This window comes from Chryseobacterium sp. 7, assembly GCF_003663845.1.
In the GTDB taxonomy this organism is placed as follows: Bacteria; Bacteroidota; Bacteroidia; order Flavobacteriales; family Weeksellaceae; genus Chryseobacterium.
Genome location: NZ_RCCA01000001.1, coordinates 1,232,753 through 1,245,224, shown reverse-complemented (window position 1 = coordinate 1,245,224; position 12,472 = coordinate 1,232,753). Strand labels below are relative to the sequence as shown.

Here is a 12,472-nt window from a genome sequence, read left to right as displayed (position 1 = left end):
AAACTTATTTGAAGACAGCAATTAACACAAAAGACTATATAATAAAACTTAAAAAATCATGACCATCCAAGACCTAAAAAATAAAAACCTCCTCCTCTTCGAAGCCATCTCCGGAAGCCGGGCTTTTGGGCTGGCAACGGAGAATTCTGACACAGACATCCGTGGAGTGTATTATCTACCGCAGGAAGATTTCTTTGGCTTGAATTATATCCCGCAGATTTCCAACGAGACGAATGACATTACGTATTATGAAATCGGGAGGTTTGTAGAATTGTTGCAGAAAAATAATCCCAATATTCTGGAAATTATGGCAAGTCCGGAAAATTGTATTCAATATAAACATCCACTGATGGATCTATTGAAAACGGAGGATTTCCTGTCAAAACTATGCAAAAACACCTTTGCAGGATATGCTGTTTCACAGATTAAAAAAGCAAAAGGACTCAATAAAAAGATTTTAAATCCTATTGATAAAGAAAGAAAATCGATCCTGGACTTCTGTTTTATCCTTGAAGGACAAGGTTCTGTACCATTGAAAAAATGGCTTCTGGAAAATGAAAACATTCAAGAGAAATGCGGATTAATAAACATTGATCATACAAAAGGAATGTATTCGTTATTTTATGATGAATCTGGAACGTTGGGCTATAAAGGAATCATTCAGAATGAAGAAGCGAACCAGATTTCCTTATCATCCATTCCTAAAGATGAGAAACCGGTTGCTTACCTGTTTTGCAACCTTGATGCCTACTCTGTTTATTGTAAAGACTACAGGGGATATTGGAAATGGGTAGCTGAGCGCAATGAAGACCGTTACAATGTCAATCAGACTCACGGACAGAATTACGACAGCAAGAATATGATGCACACCATCCGGCTGCTGCAGTCCTGCGAACAGATTTTTAAAACCAATTCACTGACGATCCGTGTAGAAAACCGTGATGAACTCTTAGACATCAAAGCAGGAAATCAATCTTATGAAAGCGTAATGCAAAAGGCAGAAAGCCTTATAGAATCAATAGAAAAACATTATTCTACATCCAATCTTCCTGAGTATCCGGATCTGGAAAAAACAACAAAAATCCTGATTGGAATAAGGAAAAAACTGTACGGAGATAATGATGAATTATAAATGATTAAAATATGAATGTGGGATTGTTAAACTCCAACACCCCCACTCTCTCACCCTCAAACCCTCTCACTCTCAAACTCTCAAACTCTCAAACTCTCCCATTCTCAAACCCTACAGACCAAAACTCACTTCTTTGATGCCTTCGCCACCGGGTTATAATCCAAACAGATTTTGATCCAGTATTCAAAATCATCTGCTTTTTTAAAACCGATGGGTTCTACATAGCAATATCCGTTTAACTGTTTTCCTTTCATGACCATTGGAAGAAATCCGATTTTCTCAGAAACCTCATCTTCCAGTTCAGGATCATAACGGCACATCAGATTATCATGGCTGATGTTGATGCACATCTTTCCGTTCACCAGAAAAGACAGTCCACTGAACATTTTCTTCTCTTCAATTTCTATATTATTTTCTATGGAAAGCCGTTCGCGTACCCGGTCGGCAAGTTCAGTATTGTAAGCCATGATTTCATTTTTTTTGACCTATTCCTTTTAGTAATAATAGCTTCGACAGATTCAGCCTGACAATGCTTAAAAATTTCGGTTGGTATTCGAATGGTCACCCTGAGCCTGTCGAAGGGCTATCAATAAGAAAACCTTTGTTAATCTTTAAGCTCGGGTATTAATTAAAGGGATAAGTTGGTTAACTTTTTTATTACTAAAATTAATCAAAAACGTTGATTATCACACTATTTCTTTCAATTTATTGATGGATTCCCATTTCAAAAAAATAAAATTTTATTTAAATTAATTATTGTTTTACGATAATTAATTATACATTTACAATATCAATTAAAGTTCGTACCATGAACCAGACTAAAATTATTTCAAGAATTTTATTTTATATCTGTTCCTTACTTTCGGCCGGATATCTAATCACTTTTGTGTATGCCTTATTCTGTCTGATCACAGGATTTTCGGTTACCCCTTATAAAGAAGGAAAGTTCCTTCACATCAATTATCCGTTTACAGAACAGCCGTTTCTGAATATAGAAAACAATTACCCTTATATGATATTTTCTTTTATGCTGGTTCTTATTACTTATGGAATCTTTTTCTGGTTATCTGCCAGAGTTTTCAAAGTATTTTTTCAGCAGAAGCTGTTCACTCAGGAAAATATCATTCAGCTTAAGAAATTTTACCTGTACAATATTTTCATCCCACTTCCACTGGTTATTATCGCGGGTTTCTTTGTGGAAGTAGAAAGTATGATATGGGGACTGGTGTTTATTCACTTTATGCTTGGAATTTTCTGTCTGTTTCTTGCGAATATCTTTAAGCAAGGACTACATTTGCAAAACGAACAAGACCTATTTATTTAAAATGCCAATTATAGTCAACTTAGATGTGATGCTTGCCAAACGAAAAATGCAGAGTAAAGAATTGGCAGAAAAACTGGGTATCACGCCCGTAAACCTCTCTATCCTGAAAACCGGCAAAGCCAAAGGAGTCCGCTTCGATACCCTTGAAGCCATCTGTAAAATCCTGGAATGCCAGCCGGGAGATATTCTTGAATTTAAAGAGTAGACGAGTTGCGGGATTCGGGGTGAGAGTGTTGGAGAGTTTGAGAGTGAGAGCGTTGGTGAGTGGTGTGTGAAACTTCCACTTCTAACTTCTAATTTTTAACTTCCAGCCTCATGCTTCCAGCTTCCAGCCACTAACTTCTAAACTAGCAGCCGAAAGGCCGCCTGTCCTTCTATTCCCCAAACACAACGTTATGAACACATTAACCATCAACAACCTCAGCCTTACCTACAAAAATGGTTTCCAGGCTATTAAAAACATTTCACTGGACATTAAAAACGGAATGTTCGGACTGCTTGGTCCCAACGGAGCCGGAAAATCGTCTTTGATGAAAACCATCGTCGGGCTTCAGAAACCAACCTCCGGAACTTTGACTTTCAATGAAGTAGATATCGTGAAAAATCCTGATTATATCAAAAAGAATCTCGGATTTCTGCCACAGGATTTCGGAGTATATCCTAAAGTTTCAGCATATGATTTATTGGAGCATATAGCCATTTTGAAAGGTATCAACGATAAAAACAAGCGTAAAAATCAAATTTTGGGTCTGTTGGAAAAAGTTAACCTTTCTGATTTTGCTAAAAAAGAAGTTCACACCTTTTCAGGCGGGATGAAACAGCGTTTCGGTGTTGCCCAGGCCTTATTGGGAGATCCGAAAATCATTATTGTAGATGAACCTACCGCAGGATTGGATCCGGAAGAACGGAACCGTTTCAATATGCTGCTCAACGCTATCAGTCAGGATGTTATTGTTATCCTTTCCACGCATCTCGTTGAAGATGTAAGAAACCTCTGTTCGGAAATGGCAGTGATGAATCATGGGCAGATTCTCAGAAAAGGAAATCCGGGGAAACTGATTGCAGAACTGGAAAACAAAATCTGGTCAAAACCTATTCACAAAAACGAACTGGAAAATTATCATTCCAGCTATGAAATCATCAGCAGGCAATTGCTGGAAAGAGAACTTCATATCACTGTATTTTCTGAAGAATCTCCAAAAGACTTCAGCCCTGTAACGCCTTTGCTGGAGCACGTTTACTTCCACACACTCACCCAAAAACCTTAATCATGAATACGATATTTTTATTCGAAGCCAGACGCTCTTCCAAGCACTGGCTCACCTATCTTGTGACCTTACTTTTAATAGGAATGGGCATCTTTTGCGGCAGCCAGTTCAATCTTTCAGTAGGAGAAGGAATTTATTTGAACTCTCCTTACACCATTGGTTTTATGACCGGAATGCTGAGCCTTGCTGTCATTTTTTTTGCCACTGTTTATGCATTACAGCTGCTTTTTAAAGATCAGGATTCAAAATTTGACAGCATTCTGTTTTCATTTCCATTTTCGGAGTCCACCTATCTGAAAGGGAAATTTATCACTTATTTTTTACAGACTTTTTTAAGCTTTTCTTTCTTAATGACAGGGTTTATCATCGGTCAGGTTATGCGTACAGGAAGTGAAATGCAGGAAGGTTTTACTATCTTACATTACCTTTATCCTTTATTCATCTTTGGTTTTATCAATAGTCTGCTTGTCTGTAGCTTTCTGTTTCTCATTACATTTACTATAAAGAGAAAACTCCTTGTTGTAGTGGGTGGATTGCTACTGTATGTTTTCTATATGATTATCCTATTGTTTTCCAACTCACCATTCATGGCGGGAAGCCTTCCTCAATCATTGGAAACACAGCAATTTTCGGCTTTAATTGATCCTTTTGGATTATCTGCTTATTTCATGGAAGCCCGTGATCTTACCGTTCAGCAGAAAAATATTCAAATGGTTCCTTTTACAGAATATTTTTTGTTCAACAGGATTTTATTTTGTTTCATATCAATTGGAATTCTATTTCTTTCGTTCAGATTATTTTCTTTCTCCAAAACCTCCGGACAGAAAATAAAAACAGCAGAAAACATCCTTACATTTTCTGAAGTAAATGTCTCAGAATACACCACAGTTACTCCCAGCTTTAATGGATGGAGCTCTTTCCGGTCTGTACTCTCTTTTGCCAAAACTGATCTTACCTATCTGCTTAAAAGCATTGCTGTTCCCGCTGTGTCTATTCTGTTATTATTTTGTGTAGGGATGGAAATGTATGCCGAAATTGAAAAAGGAATCCGCCTTCCACAAAAATATGCCAGTTCAGGACTTATGGCTACAACCATATCAGAAAACTTTCACTTACTGGGACTTCTAATCTCTGCCTATTTTCTGAATGATGTATACTGGAGAAGCCAAACTTCCGACTTTTCTCTGATTGAAAACAGCACTTATCTTTCAAAAAACAGATTAACCGGACATTTTATTTCCATCAGTTTCCTTCTGCTTTTCTTTACCGGAATTTTAATTATTCAGGGGATTATTTTTCAGGCTGCTTATCAGTATTTTCATATTGACTGGAAGGCATATCTGGGTGTTTTCCTTTTCAATACTTTCCCAATGATTCTCTTTTCCGGATTTATCCTTTTGATTAATGACAGAATTCCCAATAAATTCATTGCTCTTGGGATTTCCATTCTTGCCGTTTTTATATTGTCTGGCCCGGTTTCCGGAAAATTGATCTCCTATCCTCTTTTCAGAATATTTTCTGATTTTAAAGGGACTTACAGTGATTTCAGCGGTTACGGAATCTATGAAAAGGCTTTTGCTCAAAGACTCCTGTTTGGAGCGGGTATTATCAGTATCCTATGGATTTTCAACAGCATTATAAAAATTAAAAAAGTGCCTGTCATTGCGAGTGGCTTTAGTATTCTTCTACTTATTTCAGGAATATTTGCCGGAGTATCGTTCATGAAAGGTTATATTCCTAAAGATAAAGATCAAGCCATTCTAGGTTCCGCAGCATATGAAAAAAACTACTGTAAGTATAAAACTCTTACACAGCCTGATATCTCTGATATTACCACAGAAATTAAGCTCTATCCTTCGGAAAATGCGTATCAGATTGTTGGAAAATATAAGCTTAAAAATCAAACCGATCAGCCAATTAGTAAGATTCTGATCAATTTTAATGAGGATTTAAAACTGGAATCTGCTGTGATAACATCTGGTACTGAAACCTCAAAAATTCATGAAAAAGTCACGGTAGTTTCATTACAAAAGCCTCTTCTGCCGGGAAAAACAGCTTCCCTTGATTTTACGCTATCCTATCAATGGTTTGCGGTAAACGGTCATCAGTCTTTCAATACTGTTATAGACAACGGTTCTTTTATGAGAATCAGCAGATATTATCCTACGATTGGCTATCAAAAGGATGATGAAATTCAGGATGAAAAACAGCGTAATCAATTCAAACTTGGAAAACTCACTGAGCTGAAGAAACCTGAAGCTCCTGAAGTTTCAAAAAAAGATTTTATCAATTTGAGTATGATTATTTCCACTGAAAAGAACCAGACAGCTATCGGAACCGGAGATTTAATAAAAAAATGGACCACATCCGGCCGCAATTATTTCGAGTATAAAGCAGATCAAATTCCTTTCAGGTTTGCCGTTTCATCAGCACAATATGAGTTAGAAACTGTGAATTATAAAGGAATTATCGTCAATATCTTTTATCAACAAAAGCACTTTGAAAATGTCAATCATCTTCTTGAAAATGCCAAACTTGCTTTAGATTACTGTCAGCAGAATTTTGGAAAATATCCTTTTAAAACCATCAACTTTGCGGAGATTTCTTCCTTTACAAAAGGTTTTGCGGCTACAGCCTATCCGTCTGCTATATTTATGCCGGAAGACATGGTTTTTCATGCCAATATTCAGGCAGATAAAAAACAGGATGTCATCAATGAACTTGCAGGTCACGAGCTTTCCCATCTTTGGTGGGGCAACAGTCAGATTAATCCTGATGACAGAGAAGGTTTTGTAATGCTTACCGAAACACTGGCAATGTACACCGAAATGATGCTTTACAAAAAAATGCACGGCAAGGATAAAATGATGGAAAGAGTACAAGTGCATCAACAGATTTACGACAATGAAAAAGGATTATCTGAAAATGTACCCATCTATAAAGCTACGGGAGATGTTCCCCATATTTCTTATTCTAAAGGGGCTGCAGCAATGGTAAAATTGAGTAACCTGATAGGTGAAGACAGAGTAAACAAAGCATTGAAAAATCTCCTTACTCACAATCAGTATCCGAAGAAACCTGGTTCATTAGATCTGATCAATGAGTTTTATAATGTTGCTCCGGATTCCAGAAAACAAATCGACAGATTATTTAAAACCACAAATAATATAACTTTTACTTCAGGGTCAAAAAACGACTCTGCAAAGACAAAACAGAAATAATTCGCAGGCCTCTTTTACTTTTTTTTGAAAATATTTTTCAGGAACTGTAACAAAACAAAATGATGACTTACCAATTAATTGATATATCAATAATTGATACATCACTTTAAATCTGAAAATATGGAAAAATTAAATTCAATTATATTCTACAACATAGATAAAGCAATCCGAGCCTACAGAAACTATGCCCAGCGCCAGCTGAAAGCCCATGGTTTTACGATCACCATTGATCAGTGGCTCATCATCAAAGCGATTTTGGAAAACCCGGGAATTACCCAGAATGAGATTGGTGATCTTGTTTTTAAAGACAATGCTTCTGTGACCAGAATTATTGATTTAATGGTAAAATCCGAATATATCACAAGACATGTTCATCCTGAAGACCGAAGAAAAACCCATCTGGAAGTGACAGATTCGGGGGTAAAAGTGATTAAAGAGGTTCAGAATATAGTAGAAAAGAACCGTAAAATAGCTTTAAAGGGAATCAGTGATGAAGAAATGAAAATAATGTATTCAGCTTTACTGAAAATTTCAGAAAACTGTCTTAATCCTAAAAAGTAAAACGCTATGACCAGAATATTTTTACTCTTATTCGTCTGGGTGCTGATCCTGTTTAACAGTAGATTTTCGGCTCAGCAGACTGTACAAAGTTTGTCTTTGTCGGGAAATATACAATCCGGCAAAGCAGAGCAGATGGAGATCAACCTCTTTAATGCTGAACAGAAATTGATCAAAACAGAAATTGCTGATAGTAATGGTAAGTTTAATTTTAATGATTTAAAAGAAGGAACTTATCAGCTAAAGATTAATAAAAATGGTACTGAAGTGTATCATTCGGACAATATTTCATTAACCGAAAATAAGGTCCTTAATCCCATTGATCTCAATGTAAAATCTATTGAAGGAGTTACCATTACGAAAACCAAACCTCTGATTGAAAGGCAGGATGGAAAAATGATTATGAATGTTGAGAACAGTATTGCCAGCACCGGAAATTCTGCTTTTGAAGTTCTGGAAAAAGCTCCGGGAGTGAATATTGACAACAACGATAATATCAGCCTTCGCGGAAAAGGAAATCTTCTGATCCAGATCGATGGTAAAAACACACCCATGACCGGAAGTGATCTTGCCAATTACCTGAAAGGAATCCCCTCTTCTACTATTGATAAGATAGAATTCATCACCAATCCTTCTTCTAAATATGATGCAGCAGGATCTGCAATTATTAATATTAAGCTAAAAAAAGATCAGAGAAAAGGAACTAACGGAAGCATTTCTACATCTTTAGGTACAGGTAAGTATGTAAAAAACAACAACAGTTTCAGCATCAATCATAGAAATAAAAAGATCAATATCTTCGGAAATTACAGCTTTGCGTACAGGGAAGCTTACAATGGTCTGGTACTGGACAGAAACTTTTATGAAGACAATAATTTCAAAAAAGCATATGTACAGGACAATTATCTGAGATTTAAATTTAACAGCCATGTGGCCAAAGCAGGAATGGATTATTATCTGAACGACAAGAATGTGCTTGGCTTTTCTGTAGGACTGGTTTCCAACAAATTCAATGTGAACGGAGATAATTCCAATGTAACGCTCGGCAGCAGCTATCTTCCTGAAAGCTCATTTACGACAGTCAACAGATCGAATGACCGATGGACGAATCTTTCATTCAACCTGAATCATAAATACACAATTGATTCTCTGGGCTCTGATATTTCTACGGATTTTGACTACATCAATTACGCCAACACATCTTTGCAGAGCTTTGATACAAGAACGCATGAAATTGCCACCGGTACAGACAATCTGGACATTATTAAAGGAGATATGGACGGAAAGCTGAATATTTATTCTTTAAAATCTGATCTGACGAAAAACTTCAGCAACGACTGGAAACTGGAAAGCGGAGTGAAAACAAGTTTTGTAAAAACTGACAATGATCTGAAATTCTTCAATGCAAGTTCTGGGATTCTTATTCCGGATCTTAGTAAAACCAATCATTTCATTTATGAAGAAAACATCAATGCGGTGTATGGAAATGTCTCTAAAAAATGGGAAAAATTCAAAGCTACAGGTGGTTTAAGACTTGAAAACACCAATGTAAAAGGAACCCAGATCACCACCAATCAGATCAACAAAAGAAATTATACCCAGCTGTTCCCAAGCGCTGTTTTGAGTTATGATCTGACAGATAAAAGTAATCTTGAAATCAATTTCAGCAGAAGGATCACAAGGCCAAGTTATAACCAGCTGAATCCTTTTAAATTCTATCTTGATCCTACAACATTCAGGGCCGGAAACCCTGACCTGAATCCACAAATCACAATGAATTATGAACTGACCTACAGTCTCAGCAATAAGTATTTCGCCACGTTAAGCTACAGCAAGACCTCTGACAACATTACAGACATCTTAAAGCCTGTTACAGAAAACGGACAGGTAGTAACGGTACAAACCATAGAAAACCTAAGTTCTGCTTCTTATTTCGGATTAAACCTGATTGCTCCGATAAAAGTGACGAAATGGTGGGATATGAACAACAGTGCCAATTTCTACTATGGTTCTTACACTGGAAATGTTTCAGGAACACAGATCAATAATAAAGGGAATTTTACATTCAGTATTAACAGCATCAATTCCTTTAAGTTAGGAAATGGTTTCACTGCTGAACTTACCGGAAATTACAAAGCCAGAGAAGTGTATGCTTATCTGAATATGAGCCCGAACTGGTATCTGAATATCGGGGCACAGAAGAAGTTTAAAAATAACAGTGTTTTAAAACTGGCATTCACCGATGTATTTTTTACCAGTAATATCAAAGGACAGACGGTCTATAATGATTATATAGAAAACTTTGCGGTGAAAAGAGATACGCGTGTCGCTACGGTTTCTTATACTTACAATTTTGGTTCTTCCAAAAATGGGCAGCCCAGAAAAACGGGAGGTGCTGAAGATCTGAAACAGAGGATTGGAACGTAATAACGTCATTACGAGCCGAAGGTGAAACAATCTTATAATTTCCAAAAGTGAGATTGCTTCAAAGCGAAACATTTCGCAATGACATAAAAGCAAAAATCCCTCGAAATTGAGGGATTTTTTATGTTTAAGAATGAATCTTATTAAGCTTCGTTAGAAGGAGTTTCGTTTTCCACTGGTCTTTCACCTTGTGGTTTTTGTCCTTCAGGTCTTCTTTGTCCCTCAGGTCTTCCTTGTCCTTCCGGTCTTCTCTGACCTTCTGGTCTACCTTGTCCTTCTGGTCTTGGAGGTCTTGGTAAAAGAACTTTACGGGAAAGTTTCATTTTCTTACGGTCATCGTAACCCATGAACTTCACTTCTACTTCATCACCTTCTGCATAAGGAACTTTGTCTAGACGAGCCCATTCAATTTCAGAAATATGAAGAAGTCCTTCTGTTCCTTTAGCAATCGCTACGAATGCACCAAAGTCCATTACTTTCACTACTTTACCTTTGTATACTTCACCAATCACCGGTACGAAAGTAATTTCGTTAATTCTTGCAACAGCAGCATTGATTTTCTCTCTGTCTGTTCCTGCAATCTCAATACGTCCGATCTCACCTAATTCTTCAATAGCAATAACGGTATCCGTATCTTTCTGCATCTGCTGGATAATTTTTCCTCCAGGCCCGATTACAGCACCAATGAAGTCTTTTGGAATCTCCATAACCACCATTTTCGGAGCGTGAGGCTTCACATCTGCTCTTGGTTCAGAGATTGTTTCAGTGATTTTATTTAAGATGTGTAATCTTCCGTCTCTAGCCTGCATCAAAGCTTTCTCCATGATATCCATAGAAAGTCCCTGGATTTTAATATCCATCTGACAAGCTGTAATACCATCTGCAGTACCTGTTACTTTAAAGTCCATATCCCCAAGGTGATCTTCATCTCCTAAGATATCAGAAAGTACGGTAAATTTACCTGATTTTGCATCTGTAATCAATCCCATTGCAATACCGGAAACAGGTTTTGTAATCTGTACTCCAGCATCCATTAATGCCAGTGTTCCTGCACAAACTGTTGCCATTGAAGACGATCCGTTTGATTCAAGGATGTCAGAAACAATTCTGATGGTATATGGATTTTCTTCAGGAATAACGGCCTGTAATGCTCTCTGAGCAAGGTTACCGTGTCCTACTTCTCTTCTTGAAGTTCCTCTTAAAGGTCTTGCTTCACCTGTAGAGAATGGAGGGAAGTTATAATGTAAGAAGAATTTCTCATCATGCTGCGTGATTACGCTGTCTACCATGTTGGCATCCTTTACAGAACCTAAAGTTACGGCTGTTAAAGACTGAGTTTCACCTCTTGTAAAGACTGCAGAACCGTGAGCTCCCGGAAGGTAATCAATTTCTGACCAGATTGGACGGATCGTTTGAGGATCACGGCCATCAAGACGGATATTGTCTTCAAGGATCATCTGACGCATTGCTTCTTTCTCTACATCATGATAATATACTTTTACGAAAGGAGTTACTCTTTCCAGTTCTTCTTCGTTTTCAGCATATTGAGCTAAAAATTCTTCACGAACCGCTTTGAATTTCTCACCTCTCTCCTCTTTTCCAGATGGAGTTCTTGCTACTTCATATACTTTATCGTAAGTTTCTTTCCAAACTTTTTCACGAATTTCTTCGTCATGAGTTTCGTGAGAATATTCTCTCTTAGGAAAAGCTTTTCCTACTTTTTCTGCTAATCTTTCTTGAGCTTCAATTTGCTTTTTAATTTCAGCATGACCAAAATTAATAGCTTCTAACATTTCCTGCTCAGAAATTTCTTTCATTTCTCCTTCTACCATTACGATGGAGTCTTTAGTAGCTCCCACCATGATGTCTAACTCAGAATTTTTCAATTCTTCGTAGCTTGGGTTGATAGAAAGTACTCCGTCAAATCTTACAACTCTTACTTCAGACATTGGTCCGTTGAAAGGGATATCAGTAATAGCAATGGCTGCAGAAGCTGCCAAACCAGCTAAATCATCAGGAATTGTTTTTCCGTCATAAGAAATTAATGAAATCATCACCTGAACTTCAGCATGGAAATCTTCTGGGAAAAGCGGACGTAAAACTCTGTCCACCAAACGCATCGTTAGAATTTCCTGATCAGAAGGTCTTGCTTCTCTACGGAAGAAGTTTCCAGGAATTCTTCCACCTGCATAGAATTTTTCTCTATAATCAACTGTTAATGGTAAAAAATCTACACCAGGATTTGCTTCTTTATTGGCTACAACAGTTGCTAAAAGCATTGTTCCGCCCATTTTTACTACCACAGATCCGTCAGCCTGCTTAGCCAACTTCCCTGTTTCAATAGTGATTTCTCTGCCATCTGCAAGAGTAATCATTTCTGTAAACGCTTGAGGTATACTCATAAATTTGTCTTCTTAATACTCCGTATTGAGTATGAATTAATATTTAAACTCTTTAAATTTTCGTTTGCAAAGGTACTATATAATAATGAAATATTAAATTTTTCGATTGCTTAAATAGGTTATCAAAATACAAAAAATTGGCT

Annotated in this window: 9 protein-coding genes; 7 read left to right on the top strand and 2 right to left on the bottom strand. The window is 37.1% G+C overall.

Annotated features, from left to right (window positions below; all coding sequences use genetic code 11):
* Window positions 1-58: 58 nt before the first annotated feature.
* Entirely contained in the window at window positions 59-1,132 is a 1,074-nt protein-coding gene (locus CLU97_RS05815; RefSeq protein WP_121487082.1) for a DNA polymerase beta superfamily protein, read from the top strand.
* A gap of 125 nt (window positions 1,133-1,257) precedes the next feature.
* Here the strand turns inward: CLU97_RS05815 and CLU97_RS05810 are convergent, their stop codons facing one another.
* The gene (locus tag CLU97_RS05810) at window positions 1,258-1,599 is read right to left on the bottom strand and encodes a TfoX/Sxy family protein (protein ID WP_121487081.1); all 342 of its coding nucleotides are present in this window, start codon (window positions 1,597-1,599) and stop codon (window positions 1,258-1,260) included.
* Window positions 1,600-1,940: 341 nt separating this feature from the next.
* Here CLU97_RS05810 and CLU97_RS05805 point away from each other — a divergent pair, with 341 nt between their 5' ends.
* The 6 genes from CLU97_RS05805 to CLU97_RS05780 all read left to right on the top strand — a co-directional run bounded on the left by CLU97_RS05805 (window position 1,941) and on the right by CLU97_RS05780 (window position 9,930).
* The gene (locus CLU97_RS05805) at window positions 1,941-2,456 is read left to right on the top strand and encodes a DUF2975 domain-containing protein (RefSeq protein WP_121487080.1); all 516 of its coding nucleotides are present in this window, start codon (window positions 1,941-1,943) and stop codon (window positions 2,454-2,456) included.
* A gap of 1 nt (window position 2,457) precedes the next feature.
* Window positions 2,458-2,661 carry a helix-turn-helix domain-containing protein gene (locus CLU97_RS05800; RefSeq protein ID WP_002980904.1) on the top strand — a complete coding sequence of 68 codons (204 nt, stop codon included), beginning with the start codon at window positions 2,458-2,460 and terminating at the stop codon, window positions 2,659-2,661.
* A gap of 190 nt (window positions 2,662-2,851) precedes the next feature.
* A complete protein-coding gene (locus CLU97_RS05795; protein ID WP_121487079.1) occupies window positions 2,852-3,724 on the top strand; it encodes an ABC transporter ATP-binding protein in 873 nt (290 codons plus the stop codon).
* A gap of 2 nt (window positions 3,725-3,726) precedes the next feature.
* Entirely contained in the window at window positions 3,727-6,945 is a 3,219-nt protein-coding gene (locus CLU97_RS05790; protein ID WP_121487078.1) for an ABC transporter permease/M1 family aminopeptidase, read from the top strand.
* A gap of 120 nt (window positions 6,946-7,065) precedes the next feature.
* Entirely contained in the window at window positions 7,066-7,506 is a 441-nt protein-coding gene (locus CLU97_RS05785) for a MarR family winged helix-turn-helix transcriptional regulator (RefSeq protein WP_121487077.1), read from the top strand.
* Between the two features lie 6 nt (window positions 7,507-7,512).
* Window positions 7,513-9,930: a TonB-dependent receptor gene (locus tag CLU97_RS05780; protein WP_121487076.1), complete on the top strand. Its 2,418-nt coding sequence runs from the start codon at window positions 7,513-7,515 to the stop codon at window positions 9,928-9,930.
* Between the two features lie 140 nt (window positions 9,931-10,070).
* Here the strand turns inward: CLU97_RS05780 and CLU97_RS05775 are convergent, their stop codons facing one another.
* Window positions 10,071-12,329, bottom strand: coding sequence for a polyribonucleotide nucleotidyltransferase (locus CLU97_RS05775; protein ID WP_121487075.1), 2,259 nt, complete (start codon window positions 12,327-12,329; stop codon window positions 10,071-10,073).
* Window positions 12,330-12,472 lie beyond the last annotated feature (143 nt).

Bases quoted from the DNA above. Each gene is read 5' to 3' on its own strand.
- CLU97_RS05815 (WP_121487082.1), top strand. From the start codon at position 59: ATGACCATCCAAGACCTAAAAAATAAAAACCTCCTCCTCTTCGAAGCC.
- CLU97_RS05810 (WP_121487081.1), bottom strand. From the start codon at position 1,599: ATGGCTTACAATACTGAACTTGCCGACCGGGTACGCGAACGGCTTTCC.
- CLU97_RS05805 (WP_121487080.1), top strand. From the start codon at position 1,941: ATGAACCAGACTAAAATTATTTCAAGAATTTTATTTTATATCTGTTCC.
- CLU97_RS05800 (WP_002980904.1), top strand. From the start codon at position 2,458: ATGCCAATTATAGTCAACTTAGATGTGATGCTTGCCAAACGAAAAATG.
- CLU97_RS05795 (WP_121487079.1), top strand. From the start codon at position 2,852: ATGAACACATTAACCATCAACAACCTCAGCCTTACCTACAAAAATGGT.
- CLU97_RS05790 (WP_121487078.1), top strand. From the start codon at position 3,727: ATGAATACGATATTTTTATTCGAAGCCAGACGCTCTTCCAAGCACTGG.
- CLU97_RS05785 (WP_121487077.1), top strand. From the start codon at position 7,066: ATGGAAAAATTAAATTCAATTATATTCTACAACATAGATAAAGCAATC.
- CLU97_RS05780 (WP_121487076.1), top strand. From the start codon at position 7,513: ATGACCAGAATATTTTTACTCTTATTCGTCTGGGTGCTGATCCTGTTT.
- CLU97_RS05775 (WP_121487075.1), bottom strand. From the start codon at position 12,329: ATGAGTATACCTCAAGCGTTTACAGAAATGATTACTCTTGCAGATGGC.